13 protein-coding genes and 2 pseudogenes are annotated in these 16,913 nt (G+C 60.7%); 7 read left to right on the forward strand and 8 right to left on the reverse strand.

What is annotated here, in order from left to right; translation table 11 throughout:
- Positions 1-26: 26 nt before the first annotated feature.
- Positions 27-1,205: an acyltransferase gene (locus tag NVV72_02770; protein ID MCR6658303.1), complete on the reverse strand. Its 1,179-nt coding sequence runs from the start codon at positions 1,203-1,205 to the stop codon at positions 27-29.
- A gap of 3 nt (positions 1,206-1,208) precedes the next feature.
- Positions 1,209-2,243, reverse strand: a complete 1,035-nt coding sequence (locus NVV72_02775; GenBank protein ID MCR6658304.1) for a polyprenyl synthetase family protein — start codon at positions 2,241-2,243, stop codon at positions 1,209-1,211.
- Between the two features lie 141 nt (positions 2,244-2,384).
- Here NVV72_02775 and NVV72_02780 point away from each other — a divergent pair, with 141 nt between their 5' ends.
- Complete coding sequence (locus NVV72_02780) at positions 2,385-3,242, forward strand: methyltransferase (GenBank protein ID MCR6658305.1); 858 nt, start codon at positions 2,385-2,387, stop codon at positions 3,240-3,242.
- Here NVV72_02780 and NVV72_02785 read toward each other — a convergent pair.
- Positions 3,208-5,061 (reverse strand): acyltransferase, encoded by a 1,854-nt coding sequence (locus NVV72_02785; protein MCR6658306.1) that lies wholly within the window; start codon positions 5,059-5,061, stop codon positions 3,208-3,210. The genes NVV72_02780 and NVV72_02785 overlap by 35 nt on opposite strands.
- Positions 5,051-6,052 carry a ketol-acid reductoisomerase gene (gene ilvC, locus NVV72_02790; GenBank protein ID MCR6658307.1) on the reverse strand — a complete coding sequence of 334 codons (1,002 nt, stop codon included), beginning with the start codon at positions 6,050-6,052 and terminating at the stop codon, positions 5,051-5,053. The genes NVV72_02785 and ilvC overlap by 11 nt, the downstream gene beginning before the upstream one ends.
- Before the next feature lie 205 nt (positions 6,053-6,257).
- Between ilvC and NVV72_02795 the strand changes: the two genes are divergently transcribed.
- Both NVV72_02795 and NVV72_02800 read left to right on the forward strand, forming a co-directional pair.
- Entirely contained in the window at positions 6,258-7,064 is an 807-nt protein-coding gene (locus NVV72_02795) for a thymidylate synthase (GenBank protein ID MCR6658308.1), read from the forward strand.
- Positions 7,061-7,584, forward strand: a pseudogene (locus tag NVV72_02800) (dihydrofolate reductase). The gene NVV72_02795 and the pseudogene NVV72_02800 overlap by 4 nt, the downstream one beginning before the upstream one ends.
- 161 nt (positions 7,585-7,745) lie before the next feature.
- On the opposite strand, the gene NVV72_02805 reads toward NVV72_02800, so the two are convergent.
- The 4 genes and pseudogenes from NVV72_02805 to NVV72_02820 form a co-directional block, all read right to left on the reverse strand.
- On the reverse strand, positions 7,746-8,948 hold the full coding sequence (locus tag NVV72_02805) for a hypothetical protein (protein MCR6658309.1): 1,203 nt from the start codon (positions 8,946-8,948) through the stop codon (positions 7,746-7,748).
- A gap of 156 nt (positions 8,949-9,104) precedes the next feature.
- A pseudogene (locus NVV72_02810) lies at positions 9,105-10,200 on the reverse strand (NADH:flavin oxidoreductase).
- 93 nt (positions 10,201-10,293) lie between these two features.
- Positions 10,294-10,650, reverse strand: coding sequence for a zinc ribbon domain-containing protein YjdM (locus NVV72_02815; protein ID MCR6658310.1), 357 nt, complete (start codon positions 10,648-10,650; stop codon positions 10,294-10,296).
- A 43-nt stretch (positions 10,651-10,693) separates the two neighbouring features.
- Entirely contained in the window at positions 10,694-11,797 is a 1,104-nt protein-coding gene (locus NVV72_02820; protein MCR6658311.1) for an Mrp/NBP35 family ATP-binding protein, read from the reverse strand.
- A gap of 84 nt (positions 11,798-11,881) precedes the next feature.
- Between NVV72_02820 and miaA the strand changes: the two genes are divergently transcribed.
- From miaA to NVV72_02840, 4 genes are all read left to right on the forward strand, one after another.
- Positions 11,882-12,751 carry a tRNA (adenosine(37)-N6)-dimethylallyltransferase MiaA gene (gene miaA / locus NVV72_02825; GenBank protein ID MCR6658312.1) on the forward strand — a complete coding sequence of 290 codons (870 nt, stop codon included), beginning with the start codon at positions 11,882-11,884 and terminating at the stop codon, positions 12,749-12,751.
- A gap of 72 nt (positions 12,752-12,823) precedes the next feature.
- On the forward strand, positions 12,824-14,554 hold the full coding sequence (locus NVV72_02830) for a prolyl oligopeptidase family serine peptidase (protein MCR6658313.1): 1,731 nt from the start codon (positions 12,824-12,826) through the stop codon (positions 14,552-14,554).
- Complete coding sequence (locus NVV72_02835; protein ID MCR6658314.1) at positions 14,538-14,807, forward strand: prolyl oligopeptidase family serine peptidase; 270 nt, start codon at positions 14,538-14,540, stop codon at positions 14,805-14,807. Before NVV72_02830 ends, NVV72_02835 begins: the two co-directional genes overlap by 17 nt.
- A gap of 115 nt (positions 14,808-14,922) precedes the next feature.
- Entirely contained in the window at positions 14,923-16,905 is a 1,983-nt protein-coding gene (locus NVV72_02840; GenBank protein MCR6658315.1) for a S9 family peptidase, read from the forward strand.
- The last annotated feature ends 8 nt before the right edge of the window (positions 16,906-16,913 follow it).

Here is a 16,913-nt window from a genome sequence, read left to right on the forward strand (position 1 = left end):
TTGCTCCTTTTAAAATCGCGTCCGTTTTACCGCACCACCGCCCCCGGCGCCAGTAAGTGCCGCAGGCGTTTTGTCAGATATCGCCGCGCCGGCATTTCGAGATAGTGAAAACTGAGCCAGCCCAGTCCGCTGGCCAGCGCCATAAAGGCCAGCAGGCTCAGGGGCGAACCGAACAGCGCCAGCCGAAAAGCCGGAGACAGGCCCGACAAGGCCAGCATGATCGTCAGTTGCAGCGGGAAATGGATCAGATAGACCGAATAGCTGATATCCCCGATCCAGGAGACGCGGTGCAGGCTCTCGCGGCTGAGCCAGTTCACCCGCCAGTGCCCCTGCATCAGCCCCAGGGCCAGCAGGCTGAAGGGCAGGACGACATAAAGAAATACCGGCACGCTCAGCCAGGTGCCCGCCAGACCGGGCTCCATCAGCACATTGACCGGCCGGAAACCGCGCGCATAGCTAATAATCCAGGCCACCGGCAGGATTACGCACAGCCACAGCATCACGCGCCGGCGCCAGACCTCATGCCGGCGCAGCGCCTGAACGGCATAGTAGATCAGCCCGCCCTGGAAGAAACTCGGCACGCCGCGCACGAAATCCACCGTCGGATCGCTCATCAGCCGCAAGGTCGCCCCAGCCACAAACAGCCCGCCAAGCACCCAGGGCCGGTTCCAGCCAAAAAAGCAGATGAGGAAAAACAGCGCATAGAGAAAGACCTCGACCGAGATCGACCAGGCCGGCCCGTTAAAGGACTGCACCGCATAGGGCACCCATTGCTGCACCATGAAGAGGTTCAGCACGAAATTGAGCGGGGTATCCTGGCGGTAGATGAAGTCATCCCCCGGATAGAGCGCCTGGAGCGCCACCACGACCAGCAGGGTGACGATATAGAGCGGATAGAGCCGGCTGAAACGCGCCACGAAAAAGGCCCACGGCCCGGTATGGCGGCTGGCAATCGCCTCAGCATAGAGCCAGAAGAAGACATAGCCCGATATGGCGAAGAACAGCTCCACAAAGAACTGGCCATAGAGATAGAGCGGCATCAGGAGCCCGCTCAGCGGCATGTGGGCATAGTCAAAGCCAGCCGCGTCACTGATCAGCAGGAAATGCTTGTAATGAAAAAACACCACTACCAAAGCTGCCACACCGCGCAGGATATCCAGCTCGTAAAAGCGGGCTTTATGCGGATGGAGCGGCGGCTGTGACAAAACTCAGGTCTGGCGTTCGACGCTGTAGACAGCGAGGTTTTCCAGAGCGCTCCGCCACGGACCGCCTTCGAATATCTCAAGCGATGCGCGGGCCTTTTCGGCATAGGTGCGCGCCACCGAGCGGGCCGCTTCCAGCGCACCGGAAGAGATCATTAAATCCTGCGCGTGGCTGAAATCGCCGTCTTTTTGCTCGCGCTTGCCGATAACGCGATCCCAGAAGGCGACTTCCGTCGGCGTGGCCTGCATGGCCAGGATCAGCGGCAGGGTGGCCTTGCCCTCGGCGAAATCGTCGCCGGCATTCTTGCCCAGATCGGCGGCCGAGCCCTGGTAATCGAGGATATCATCCTGGATCTGGAAGGCGAGGCCGAGGTTCATGCCGTAATCGTACAGCGCCTTGATCTTCTCTTCCGAGGCGCCCGAAGCCACGGCGCCGCTTTCCGAAGCGGCGGCGAAAAGCGCGGCCGTCTTCGATGAAATGATTTCGATATAGTCGGCCTGGCTGAGGTTCAGGTCGAACGCCTTCATCAGTTGCAGGACTTCACCCTGGGTGATAACCGCCGAAGCTTTCGACAGGATATCCAGCGCGCGCAGGGAACCGGTTTCGACCATCAGCTCAAAGGCGCGAGCGAACAGGAAATCACCGACCAGCACCGATGACGGCGCCCCCCAGATCAGGTGCGCGGCCACCTTGCCGCGGCGCAGTTGCGAGGAATCGACCACATCATCATGCAGAAGGGTAGCGGTATGGATGAACTCGACCGCCGCCGACAGATTATGGTGATGCGTATTGCCGGTGCCGCACAGGCGCGCCGCCGCCACGCACAGAAGCGGGCGCAGGCGCTTGCCGCCGGCGGCGATCAGGTGCGCGGCCAGGGCCGGGATCACCGCCACTTCGGACTGCATCCGTTCGGTGATCAGGGCATTGATATCGACCATGTCCGGATCGCACAGGCTGACCAGCGCTTTCACGTCCGGTTTTGCCGTGGTCTGAACCGCCTCCGGTGCGGGGCGCACAGTGTCGATATTGGCCGAATCCAAAGCTGATACTCCTGAACTTTAACCTTTAGGCCATAAACCGCCTTGACCGCGCAGGCAATGGCCCGCGATACTATTTAGCCACTTTCCGTGTGACAGTTTGCGCGACTGTGGCGCAAAAACGATCTGGGATATGGCCGGTATATGACTAGGAACTTACCTGGGAACTTAGCAGAGATAAGCCTGCAATCCGACATAAAAACGACCGCGACCTATCTGCTCGATGGCCGCGTCAAATTGATGCAGCCGAAGACCGGTTATCGTATCGGCATGGATGGCGCCCTGCTGGCGGCGGCCTGCGCCAGCCTGCCGAAGTTCAGGACCGCTCTGGAACTGGGCTGCGGCGTCGGCGGCGCGCTTTTGTCGTTGAAAATGCGCCGGCCAGTACTTGCCCTGACCGGCATCGAACGCGAACCGGACTATGCCGCCCTGGCCCGCGACAACATCCGGCTGAATGCGCTTTCCGGCGTGACGATTATCGAAGGCGATATCGGCGAAGGGTATAAAGCTACAGATTTTAACCCGCTTTCGCCCGCCCCGTTTACGGGGAGGGGGGACCGCGAAGCGGTGGGAGGGGTAAAGCCACCTCCTCCCCGCTTCGATCTCGTCTTCTCCAATCCGCCCTATTTCGATGATCCCGACACCCTGCGTGCTCCGCATGAAGCCAAGCGCCCGGCCTGGATCGCCGATGACGGCCTGGACGCCTGGCTCGACTTTGCTCAGAGCGCCGTCGTTGATCAGGGCCATATCGTCTTCATCCATCGCGCCGACCGTCTGGCGGATATATTAAGCGGCTTATCGAAGAAATGCGGATCATTCGTTATCCGTCCGATCCAGCCTTTCGCCGACAGGGAGGCCAAGCGCGTTCTGGTGCGCGCCCAGCGCCTGGGCAAGGCCCCTCTGCGCCTGCTGCCGCCGCTGATCCTGCACGACAATGGCGCGCGCAAGCACACGCCGGAGGTCGAGGCTATTTTGCGCGGGGAAGCGGAATTAAGCTGGTAAGCTGTCTGGCCCCGGCCATGCTCAAATGCTGGCCATTGAAATAGAGCACACCTGATGCCGGATCGTATACCCGGCAGCGCTGCGCATCACACAGCACATCCGAAGGCCGCAATACCGCCAAATCATGGCTACGAGCAAAATCATCGAGCGCGGCAATCGTCCGGCCATTTTCACGGTCGAACTGCGCGCGTGACATACCGACACTTAAAGGATCGCGTCCCAGCCACATCGCCAGCCCGACCTGTGACGGCGGATCGAAGTCATAAACCGGCACCGGATAGAGCAGCACGACCTGTTTGCCGGCCGCCTGCAAATCGAGCGCGCTCAGTTCCAGACCGCCCAGCATGGCGGCGCTGTTTTCATCGTCATAGCGACGATAATTGACCGCCAGGATCACGGTCCTGATGTTCGGATCGGATTTCAGGTGCAGCAACATATCGGCATTATGCGCACGGCAGGCACGGTTATAGGCGATGGTGTAACGGAGACTGGGTGGACAGGCCGAAGCCGTGATCTGGCGCACGCCCGCGCCCTGATCCGCCAGCGCCTTCGCCAGTTCGACACCCTCGCTGTCGCCCCACACAGCCACCGATGGCGCATGGCCGAGTACGCAGGTGTCACGGTAATCGCGGCGGCTATTCTGGGCGATATGACAGCGCTTGCGATCCGGGCTGAAATCGTCGGTAGCGGCAAAAGCGGCCCGTTCGGCGGCATTGAAGCGCTGCGGCAACCCCTTGGCGCCGAAGACCAGAAGGGCGCTGACGATCGAAAGCGCCATGACGCCACCGGCCAGAAGCCACAGCCGGCGCGGGCGCCTTTCCAGAAACGGCTGTTCGATATAGCGGCGCGACAGGGCCGCGAGACCGAAGGCCGCGATCACCACCGCAAGCGCGATCCACCACGCCTCGCCAAGGACGAGCCGCGCAAAGACAAGCAATGGCCAGTGCCAGAGATAAAGCGAATAGGAGATATCGCCGGTCCAGACCAGCGGCGGCGCGCTGATCAGCTTATTGCCCCATCCATCTTTGCTGATCAGCAAAAGCGCTGCGCCAAGGCAAGGCGGCAAGGCCCAGAGGCTGGGAAACGGCACGCGATCACTCAAAATGATCAGGCTGGCAATCAGCAGACCGATGCCGAGCAAGGATAAGACTCGTCTGGTCTTTTCGCTAAGTGTAAGGCGGCCCTGCGCCCAAACGGTCAGCGCACCGATCAGCAGTTCAAACGCGCGTGTGGTTGGCAGGTAAAAGGCGGCTTCAGGTCGCGTCGTCATTTGCGCCACGATTAGCGACAGCAGGGCCATCCCGGCGAGAACCGGCCACAGAAAGCGTCTTGAAAACCGTCGCAAACCCAGCAGAAGCAGAGGAAAAACGAGATAAAACTGCTCTTCAACACCCAATGACCAGGTGTGCAGTAGCGGTTTCAGGCTGGCGGAAGCATCGAAATAATCCGCCAGCCGCGCAAAGGCGAAGTTGGACAGGAACAACGTCGTGAAAAACTGGCTGTAGACCAGTTCACTCAGCAGTTTCGGCGGCAGAATCGCCAATCCGCCCACCAGGGTAAACGCCAGCACCGTAAACAACGCCGGAAACAGCCGCCGCACGCGCCTTTGGTAGAAATCGCGTAGCCGAAAGGCGCCCACCTCCATATCCCGCAGCAGAATCTGCGTGATCAGATACCCCGAAATAACGAAGAAGATATCGACACCGGCAAACCCGCCGGGCAAGGCGTGATGGCTGACATGAAACAACACCACGGCCAGCACGGCGATGCCGCGCAGTCCCTGAATATCGGCGCGTTTTATGTGCGCGTCAGCCGTCATTCGCCGCCTTCGCCACGCCATCGAGATAGCGCTTGGTCGCATCCAGCCGGTTGTCTTTCAAGCTGGCACGACGGCCAAGCAAATCCGGGCTGCCGGCATTGTAGTCACGCATCAACTGGCGGACAAAATCGCCTGATTGCACGTCCTTCAGCACAGCCTGCATGGCCTGCTGGCTGGCGGCGTTGATGATGCGCGGACCTGTGAGATAAGCCCCATATTCGGCGGTATTGCTGATCTTCTCGAAGCCGCCGGACATGCCGAGTTCCCACAGCAGATCGACCACCAGCTTCAGTTCATAGCAGGTCTCGAACCACGCCACCTCCGGTGGATAACCAGCATCGACCAGGGTCTGGAAACCCTCGGTCACCAGATTGCGCGTACCGCCGCAAAGCACCACCTGCTCACCGAACAGATCGCTTTCGCATTCGTCCTTCATGGTCGTTTCCAGAATGCCCTTGCGGCCGCAACCCAGAGCAGCCGCAAACGACAGGCCCAGCGCCTTCGCGTTGCCGGTGGCGTCTTGCTGGACGGCGAAAAGGCAGAACACACCCTCGCCCGCCACATAGATATCGCGGATACGCGGGCCAATACCCTTGGGCGAGACCAGCAGCACATCGACATCAGCCGGCGGCGTCACCAGTCCGAAATTACAGGAAAGCCCATGCGCGAATATCAGAGCCTGACCGGCGCGCAGATGCGGATTGATCTCTTCGGCAAAGAGTTTCTGGTGCGCCTCGTCCGAGGTCAGGATGACCAGCACATCGGCCCACGGCACACCCTCCGCCACCGTCACCACCTCGAAGCCATCGGCCTCGGCCTTTGCACGGGTTTTCGATTCCGGTTTCAGCGCCACCCTGATCTGCGTCACGCCGGAATCGCGGGCATTCAGCGCCTGGGTGCGGCCCTGCGATCCATAGCCGATCACCAGTACCTTGCGCGCGCGAACGACGGAGAGATCACAATCGCGGTCGTGATAAACGGGCAGTGGCATGGGAAACTCGCAAAAGAATCGTACAAGGATGCTTGTTTTAGGCTATTAAGGTACGCCCCTCCACCACTTCGTGGTCCCCCTCCCCAAACCTGCGGTTTAGGGAGGAGAGGCAGGATCGTCACCCTCCTCCCTAGCGCGAAGCGATGGGGAGGTGGCACAGCGCGAAGCGGTGTGACGGAGGGGCGCTTCGCAGTCGGATGCCACCATGTTTGATCACCCCGAATACCAGTATCTCAATCTTGTCCGTGATATCATGGATAACGGCGTGGCGCGCTCAGACCGCACGGGCACCGGCACGCTGGGGCTTTTCGGTCGGCAGATTCGTTTCGACCTGTCGAAAGGCTTCCCGCTCCTGACCACCAAGAAGGTGCACTTCAAGTCGATCGCAGTCGAGTTGCTGTGGTTTCTGCGCGGCGATACCAATGTCAGATACCTGCACGATCACGGCGTCACCATCTGGGACGAATGGGCCGATGAAAACGGCGACTTAGGCCCGGTCTATGGCAAGCAATGGCGTTCCTGGGCAGCGCCGGATGGCCGCGTCATCGACCAGATGAAAAACCTCGTCGAGAACCTCAAGACCAATCCCTATTCGCGCCGTCACGTCATTTCCGCCTGGAACCCGGCCGAGGTCGATGACATGGCGCTGCCGCCCTGCCATTGCCTGTTCCAGTTCTTTGTGGCTGACGGCAAGCTGAGCTGCCAGCTCTATCAGCGTTCGGCGGATATCTTCTTAGGGGTTCCATTCAATATCGCCTCCTATGCCCTGCTGACCCATATGGTGGCGCAGGCCGTGGGCCTGGAGGCCGGTGATTTCGTCCATAGCTTCGGCGATGTCCACCTCTATACCAACCATATGGAACAGGCGAAGACCCAACTGGAACGCACGCCGTTCGCCTTCCCCAAGCTGGTGATGGCCCCAAAGACGGACCTGTTCGGCTTTGACTATGCCGATTTCGCCATCGATAACTATCAATCACATGGCGCGCTCAAGGCCAAGGTCGCGGTATGAGCCTGAAAGTGAGACTGGCCCTCGTCGTGGCCATGAGCGACAACGGCGTGATCGGCAAAGACGGTGGCCTGCCGTGGCATCTGCGTTCCGATCTCAAGCGCTTCAAGGAAATCACCCAGTTCAAGCCGATCATCATGGGCTCGACCACCGGGACTCGCTGCCGAAGAAACCCCTGCCCGGCCGGCTGAACATCGTCCTTAGCCGCGATCCGCGCATGGAGGCTGAGGGCGGCATTATCTGCACCAGCCTGATGGAAGCGCTCGATATCGCCCGCGAACACGCCGCCGATGACGGGGCAGACGAAATCTGCGTGATCGGCGGCGCCAATGTCTATGAACAGACCCTGCCGAAGGCCGACCGGCTCTATGTCAGCCATGTCCATGCCGATGTCGAGGGCGATGCGCATTTCCCGGCCATTGATCCGGCGGTGTGGCAGGTGACGTCGGAGGAGTCTTTCTCGAAAACCGAAAACGACGACCACGATTTTACCTTGTGTGTCTATGATCGGGTAAAAAAGTAAGACACCCCACCACCACGCCCGAAGCCGGGCGCGGTCCCCCTCCCCAGTAAACTGGGGAGGTATAAGTATGGAAATTTCTTATACCTCCCCGACTTGTCGGGGAGCCGGGCGGCCGGTGGCGGGGACCGCACGACGCTAGATGCGGTGGTGGGGTATCTTGCTTACGGAATCAGCCCGGCACCAGACTTGAGCATATCCCCCAGGCCGAAACCCTTTTTCTTCTTTTTCTTGTCACCGGCCGGCGCGCTGTTATCCCCCTGATTGCCCCCCATCATGCCGGCCATATCCTGGCCCAGCATCCCGCCGGTCGAGGTCTTGTAACGCACCTTGGTTTCCCAGGCGATGTTCCACGGCATCTTCGGATCGGCCGGGCGCGGCGGATAGCTGAAATTGGCTTCCCCGCCATAGGCCGTAATGCCGTAGATCGCGCCCTGCACGTTCTGCCCTACCTCGGCCGGCACGGTGCAGGTGGTCGTCTCGCCGGGCAACAGCGCCTTGTTGCCCAGCAGACGGTCGATATCACCTGGCGTCAGGTAATCCGGCGCCATGCCCATCCAGCCGGTCTGCACCTGGGCCGAGGTCCACATCACCATCACCGTCTCGCCGTTCTGCTGGCCGCCACCCATGGCCGTAGCGACAATGCCCTTCGCGCCGGGAATGGCGGTCCAGGTCAGGCGCGTGGCGCCGCTGGCATCGGTCGCATTGCCGGTGACATCGATCGGTTCCATGAAATCCTGCGCCTGAGACAGGGTGAAATCGATCTGCGGGCTGTAATTGCCCTTCACCGTATGGGCGCCGGCGAGTGATCCCTTTATGTCCTTCGCGCTCTGGCTGTTCGGCCATTCGCCATAGGTCTTGGCTGTCGTTGGCGATGGCGGATGCACGGCATCGAGGGCGATCGGCTTGAACATCGACAGTGCCATAGTCTGGCGCTGCGCCGGGTCGGTAATCTTCGCCAGGTCGATGATCAGCGGCTGGCCGGCCGGCGCATGGGCACCGCAGCCCCAGAAGATCAGGATCTTGCCCTTGGGCGTTTCATGATCGGTCGTCTCGCCCGGCGTATAGTCACGCTTGACCGGCGTACCCGGCGTATAACGCAGCGGCAGATTACCGGAGCCCAGGCCCGCCGGCGGCAGGTGATCGGCCGCCGCCTGTCCGCTGGCGGCCTGGCTGGAACCGAGACGCAGGTAAAGGCTGTGATGGACATTATCGCCGCCGCCCATCATACTCATCATCGAACTCATGGAGGGCTTGCCGCCGCCGAAGCTCATGCCGCTGGCGGTGGCGGTATCGACCCAGTAGCGCGCCACCGGCCCGGTGACCACCTGCTTGACGGGGGCCGCCGCCTCAACCGGTCTAAGCATCACGCTTGCCCCGGCAATTACGCATAAAACTGACAGACGCTTTACTGAACGCATAGCCACCTCCGCGCCGATCGGCATTTCCAGTTCGCAATTTAAGAGAAGAATTACAGACTGGATACGCCGGATCGGTGCGGCTGGCAATGTCAAAGAACGCCGTTAGACGAGCGAACCCAGGAGGGCGCGTTCAAAGCCCTTGGCTTCCGTACCACGGCCGGCGCGGATCTTTTTCCACCCATTCCGGATCGGCCAGAAGCGCACGACCCACCGCCACAAGGTCGAATTCGCCGGCATCGAGCCGCTTGAGCAGGCCGTCGATCGAGGCCGGTTGCGACACCTCGCCGCCGAACGCGGCAATGAATTCACCCGACAGCCCCACCGAACCGACGGTAATGGTCGGCGCGCCGGTGATCTTCTTGGCCCAGCCGGCGAAGTTCAGGTCCGAGCCTTCGAATTCCGGCTCCCAGAAACGACGCTGCGAGCAGTGCAGGATATCGACGCCGGCATCGAGCAGCGGCGTCAACCATTGTTCCATTTCGTCGGGCGTGCGCGCCACCTTGGCGTCGTAGACCGGCGACTTGAATTGCGACAGGCGGATGATGACCGGGAAATCCTGACCGACCGCGGCCCGCGCCGCCTTGACCACCTCGACGGCAAATCGCGTGCGTTCACCGATAGTGGCGCCGCCCCATTTATCGCTGCGCTTATTGGTGCCATCCCAGAAAAATTCGTCGATCAGGTAGCCATGCGCGCCATGCAGCTCGATGGCGTCGAAGCCGATCCGCTTCGCATCACCAGCCGCACGCCCGAAGGCGGCAATCGTATCGGCGATATCGGCCTCGCTCATCGGCGCACCGACCGTACCGCCATTCACCCCGATGCCGGAGGGCGAATCCATCGGCGTCGGGCGATAGTCCGGGTTATTGCCGAAGGCCGCGCCGGTATGCCAGATTTGCGGCGCGATCTTGCCGCCCTTGGCATGGACGGTCTCGACCACCTTTGCCCAGCCATTCAGGGCTTCGCCGTAGATATTGGGGATATTGGCTTCATTCTTGGAGGCCGGACGCTCGATGACCGTCCCCTCAGTCAGGATCAGCCCGACATTGTTTTCGGCCCGACGCTCATAATAATCGGCCACCGCCTGGTTGGGGATACCCCCCGGCGAGAAGTTCCGCGTCATCGGCGCCATGACGATGCGGTTTTGCAGGGTCAGGTTCTTCAGGGCAAAGGGCGAAAACAGGGTATTTAGTGACATGCAGCGACTCCGTAAGCGTATCAGTTGCTGATATGGTTACGGTATGCTGCGGTGCAAGGTCACATGGCACAAGAATGCGCGGCACCCTGCCCCCTAATCCGAGACCTTCTTTACGAATTCCGACTTCAGCCCCATCGCGCCAATGCCGGGCACCTTGCAGTCAATATTATGATCACTGTCGACCAGGCGGATATTCCTGACCTTGGTGCCAACCTTGACGACATCCGAAGAGCCCTTCAGCTTCAGATCCTTGATGAGCGTGACGGTATCGCCATCCTTCAGCACCGCGCCATTCGCATCGCGGACAATAAAGCCACCCTCATCCGTGGCTTCCGCCGAACCGGCAGCAGTCCGCGGCCACTCATGGGCACATTCGGGACAGATCAGAAGGGCCCCATCTTCGTATACATAGGTGGACTGGCACTTGGGGCAGGGCGGCATTTCACTCATAACAGCTCGCTATTCAGAGGATGAACAATTCAAGTGGGGTATCTTATGTCAAGGCTTTCAAAATCCGCTCGGCCATCGCCCTGAACCGCGCAGCCATATCGCTCTGCGGCGCCAGTGCCGTCACTGGCTTGCCTTCATCGCAGCCCTTGCGCATGGCGGGATCAAGCGGCACTTCGCCGAGGAACGCCACGTTCAGCGCCTCGGCCATCTGTTTCGCACCGCCACGACCGAAAATCTCCATTTCCGAGCCATCCGGCGCCACCAGATAGGCCATGTTCTCGACCACGCCGAGTACCGGAATCGCCGTCTTGCCAAACAGGGTGACGGCCCGGCGGGTATCGCTGAGCGCCATTTCCTGCGGCGTCGAGACCACCACCGCGCCGTCGATCAGCGTCTTCTGCGTCAGGGTCAGTTGCACATCGCCCGTGCCCGGCGGCAGGTCGACCACCAGCACATCGAGCGGGTCTTCCGCCGTGCCCCAGCGGCTTTGGGTCAACAATTGCGTCAGGGCCTGCGAAGCCATCGGCCCGCGCCAGATCATCGCCTGGTCGGGATCGACCAGAAAACCGACCGAATTGACCTTCAGGCCAAAGGCTTCCGGCGGCACCATCAGCTTGTCGGCCCCAAACTCAGGCGGATGACGCAGCCCCAGCATGACCGGGGCCGAGGGGCCATAGATATCAGCGTCGAGATAGCCGACACGCAGTCCGAGTTGCGACAGGCCGATGGCCAGACCAAGCGATACGGTCGATTTGCCGACCCCGCCCTTGCCGGAGCCGACCACGATCACCTTCTTCACATGATGCGGACGCACACTGGCCACCGGCGCCTTGGGGCGGCTATCTTCCACCGCGCGTTCGGAGAGCTTGGCGGAAGGCTGCTTTTGCGGCTGCGGATGGGGCGCCAGTTCGGCGGTCAGCACCACCTGCGCCTTGGTCACGCCCTCAAGCCCGGCCAGGCATTTTTCGGCCGCCAGACGCACCGGCCCGTATTGCGTCACCAGATCCTGCGGCACTTCCAGCATGAAACCGACGCGTTCCGGCGAGACGATCAGGGCGCGCACCAGTCCGGCATCGCTTAAGCCCTGGCCACTCACCGGATCGATGACGGTATTCAGCGCGGCCAGGACGGTTTCCTTATCAGTCATGGACTATCTTTCGGGAAGGCTTGGTTGTAGAAATCGCGTTCCACATAGGCTCTAAGCGCCGCCAGTTAAAGTCCAAAAGCCTGCATGATGCAAAATGACGCGCCTCTTTACCTGCTGGCCGGCCCGACCGCTTCGGGCAAGTCGGCAAGGGCGCTCGAATGGGCCCAAAAAACCGGCGGCACGATTCTCAATGCCGATTCGATGCAGCTCTATGGCGATGTGCCGACGCTCACCGCCCGGCCCGACGCGACCGATACCGCCCGCGCCCCGCACCGGCTTTACGGACATCTTGAAGGCCGCACCCTTTGGTCGACCGGCGACTGGCTGCGCGCCGCCCGCCCCTTTATCGCCGAGGCCCTTAATGGCGGCCCGCCCCTGTGCATCGTCGGCGGCACCGGTCTTTATTTCAACGCCCTGGTTCACGGCCTGGCGGAAATCCCCGATATCGAAGACACCGTGCGAGCTCAGGCGCGGGCGGCCTATGACGAGATGGGCGAAGAGGCCCTGCGCGCGCAATTAAAGCAGCACGATCCGGAAGCCGAGGCCCGCATCATGGCCAATGACCAGCAGCGCCTCTCGCGCGCCTACGAGGTCTGGCTGCAAACCGGCCGCGCCCTGACCTGGTGGCAGACCCATACCGTGCCGGAACTGGCGCCGGAGACCTACAGGTTCGACATCCTCCATCCCGATCGCGCCTGGCTTTACGACCGCTGCGACCGCCGCCTGCAGATAATGCTCGATCACGGCGCGCTCGATGAGGTCCGCGCCCTGATGGACAAGGGCCTTGAGCCAGACTGGCCGATCATGCGCGTCTTGGGTCTGAGCGAATTCGTCGCCTATCTGAAAGGCGAAACCCCGCTGGAAGACGCGCTGGCCCTGGCCCGGCAAAAAACGCGCAACTACGCCAAGAGGCAATCGACCTGGTTCCGTAATCAGTTCAAACAACCGGGATAAGTCTTCCGCCCCGCTTGCGCCCCTGACGGGAAAGAGATACCTTTTCCTTCTGTAAAACCTGTGGGGGGTTCCATGACATTGAAACTAGACCGCCGTTCCCTGTTGCGGCTTTCCGGCGCCGTATCCGCGCTCGGCTTTTTGCCTCAGGCCGCGCGGGCGGACGACAAGACCGCGCCGGCTTCCAGCACGCCGCCGCCGATCGAAATCTATGCCGCCACGCCGCAGGTTGATAACATCGCCCTGTCGCCCGATGGCAAGCGCGTCGCCGTCATCAGCCAGACCGGCGATGACAAGATGCTGATCTATTTCGATGTCGCCGAACCCACCGGCAAAAGCATTCGCCTGGGGCCGGCGAAGATCCGCAACCTGTTCTGGGGCAGTAACGACCACGTCGTCATCGTCGATTCGCAGACCACCTCCCTGCCCCAGTTCACCGGCAGCAAACAGGAACTAAGCCTGGCGCGTGTGCTCGACCTGCGCACGGTCAAGCTGCGCACCCTGTTTGACAAGGAGGATGATTTTTACGGCATCGTCATGGGGCCGGTCTATCGCGTCAAGATCGACGGCGCCTATCAACTGATGGCGGCGAATTACCGTATGCAGGGCGAATATAACTATTGCCTCTATCAGTTCCCGCTGGATAGCGGGCGTGGCAAGCTGGCCTTTGAGTCGTCACGCGATACCGAGGGTTTCGTTGTGGCGCCCGATGGCTATCTGGTTGCCTATTCTGAATTCGACGACACGCGCAAGGAATGGCGGCTCTATTACAATATGGCGCCGCGCGGCAAGATGGAGAATTTCAAGGTCATCCACCGGATGAAGGAGGCGCTCGATTATCCGTCGCTGGAGGGCCTCGGCCGCGACGGCGCCTCTGTGGTCGTCTATTTCAGCAAGGGCGAGGCCAAGGGCGAATATCATGAAATTTCCGCCGACGGGGTGCTGGGCCCCTCGCTTGATACCAGCGACTATATCAGCACCTCGCCCCTGTACCATCCGGTGACCCGCCGCCTGGCCGGCTTCTCCCATCATGACGACTGGGTGGGCTATGATTACACCGATCCGCTGCTGAAAAAGATCGCCGACGCCCTGCCGGAACTGATGGGCGCCGATTATCGCACGGCCATCGTTGAATTTGCCGAAGACCCGCGCAAGATGATCCTCTACGGCGAAAACGCCGAGGATGCCGGCACCTATTATTACGCCGACCTCTCCACCGGCGCGCTTCAGGTGCTGAGCCAGAATTACGAAAACCTGCCGGTTGAATGGATTACCGAAAAGACCGCCATCACCTACAAGGCGGCCGACGGGCTGGAAATCCCAGGCTACCTGACCCTGCCGCACGGTAAGCCGGCGAAAGACCTGCCGCTGATCGTCCTGCCGCATGGCGGTCCGCAGGCGCGCGACTATATCGGTTTCGACTGGCAGACCGAGGCGCTGGCCTCGCGCGGCTATGCGGTGCTGCAACCCAATTTCCGCGGCTCTGGCGGCTACAGCAGCGGCTTTGCTAATGCCGGACATGGCGAATTCGGCCGCAAGATGCAAACCGATCTGTCCGATGGCGTACGCTACCTGGTCAAAAAAGGCATGGTCGATCCGAAGCGCGTGGCGATCATGGGCGCCTCCTATGGCGGCTATGCGGCCCTGGCCGGCGCCACGCTTGATCCGGGCATCTATAATTGCGCCGTATCGATCGCCGGCGTCAGCGATCCGAAAAGCTTTATCAGCTTTGTGGCCGAAAAAGACCGACAGCCGCAGCAGTTCGGGCGTTCTCTACTGGAAACAGTTCATGGGCGATCCGGATAGCTATGACGAGATATCCCCGGTGAAGCAGGCCGCCAGGGCCTCCTGCCCGGTCCTGCTGATCCACGGCACGGACGATACGGTTGTGCCGATCACACAAAGCCGGAAGATGGAAAGCGCCCTGAAACAGGCCGGCAAGCCGGTTGAATTCGTCACCTACAAGGGCCAGGACCACTGGGAAACCGTCGGCTCGTCCCGCATCGAAATGATGAAGGTGGCATTGGCCTTTATCGAAAAGCATAATCCGGCGGTATAGCAGGGCGGCATGCTTCAGGATTCAGTCCGTCTTGCGAAAATAGTGAATTACGGTTAGCGTTCACCATATAATCGGGGGGATTAATCATGAATGGAAAACCAATCGCCGCGCCTTCATGGCGGCCAGCGCCGCCACATTCGCCGCCATAACCACTGGCAACGCCCGCGCCGCTGATGCGCTGGCCGCTTCCGGACCGCCCGCCATCGAGATTTATGCCGGCTCGCCACTCGTGGACAGGGTTGCCCTGTCGCCCAATGGGCAGCGCATCGCCATCATCACGCAAAAAGGCGATGACAAAAAGCTGCTGTACTACGATATAGCCAATCCGGCGCCCAGAACCATAGCCATCGGTCCGGACAAGGTGCGTGACCTGTTCTGGGGGGACAATGAACATGTGGTTCTTGTCGATTCACAGACCCGAGCCCTTGCCGGTTTCGCCGGCTACCGTCACGAATTCTTCCAGGCGCGCAGTATCAATGTCAACACGGCCCAGATAGCAACCCTGTTCAATAATATGGGCGGTTTTTACAATGTCGTACTCGGTGCCGTACAACGTATAAAAACGCCTGACGGTTATCGGGTCACCGCCTCAAATTACCGTCTCCAGACGGATGATGGTACAGTCTCAGTGCCAGACGGCAAGCTGTATCTGTATAGTTTCAGCCTGGACAAGGCGGCGGCCCACATGATCTGCGACGCCTCTGAAGACGCGACAGGCTTTCTCGTCGCACCGGACGGAACGCCTGTCGCCTACGTCGAGCACATCCCCCTGCATAACGAATGGCGCCTCTACATCAATGCCACGCCGGACGACAAGAACGAGCATTTCCAACTCGCCTACAGTCTTCAGGATCCGGCCGATTTGCCCAGCCTTCAAGGCATAGGCCGTGACGGGCGATCCGTCGTCGTATACTTCAACAAGGGCGACAACCAGGGCGAATTCCGCGAAATCTCGGCCAACGGAACCGTCGGCCCGGCGCTCGATCCTGACGCGAGGCTTGACCGATCACCGCTGTTCCATCCCGTCACGCAACGCCTGGCCGGCTTTCGATATGCCGATGACTGGCCGCGAGACGACTATTTCGATCCGGTGCTGAAAAAACTGGCTGAGGCCTTGCCGCAGGTCGTCGATCCCGGCGACCGTGTACGGATTGTCGATTTCGCCGAAGACCCGCGCAAAATGATTGTCTATATCGAGAACGCGCATAATGCCGGGAATTACATCTTTGTTGATTTCACGACCGGTGGCGGCGCAACTATCGCCACCAATTATCATGCCCTGCCGCCGGAATGGATCAGCGAGAAGCAACCGATCGATTACAAAGCGGCCGACGGGCTTAATATTCACGCCTACCTGACCCTGCCACCGGATGCCGCCCTGAATGGCCGGCCGGCGAAGAACCTGCCACTGGTCGTCCTGCCGCATGGCGGGCCGTGGTCGCGTGATTTCGTCGATTTCGACTGGCAGCCTCAGGTTATGGCCTCGCGCGGCTATGCGGTGTTGCAACCCAATTTCCGCGGCTCCAGCGGCAACGGACGCGCTTTTGAAGACGCGGGCAACGGCGAATTCGGCCGCAAGATGCAGACCGACCTCAGTGACGGCGTGCGCGAACTGGTGAAGCAGGGCCTTGTCGATCCGAAACGTGTGGCTATTCTGGGTGCTTCCTACGGCGGCTATGCGGCGCTGGCGGGCGCCACGCTCGATCCAGGTGTTTATAACTGTGCCGTTTCCATCGCCGGCCTGTCCGACCCACGCGCCTTCGTCAGCTACTTGCTGGAATCGACCAATAATATGGATACGCCCGGCATCGTGCATTGGCGTCAGATTCTGGGCGACAAGGCGCCCTGGGACGATATTGCTCCGGCCCGCCAAGCGGCGAAGGCGTCCTGCCCGATCCTGCTTATTCACGGCACCGATGATACGGTTGTGCCCATCTCGCAAAGCCGGAAGATGGAAAGCGCTTTGAAGCAAGCCGGCAAGCCGGTGGAATTCGTTACCTATACGGGCCAGGACCACAGGGAAACCGTCGGCTCCGCCCGCATCGAAATGATGAAGGCCGCCCTGGCCTTCATCGAAAAATACAATCCGGCAGGATAAAAAAAGCC

This window comes from Asticcacaulis sp., from assembly GCA_024707255.1.
Taxonomy (GTDB): domain Bacteria; phylum Pseudomonadota; class Alphaproteobacteria; order Caulobacterales; family Caulobacteraceae; genus Asticcacaulis.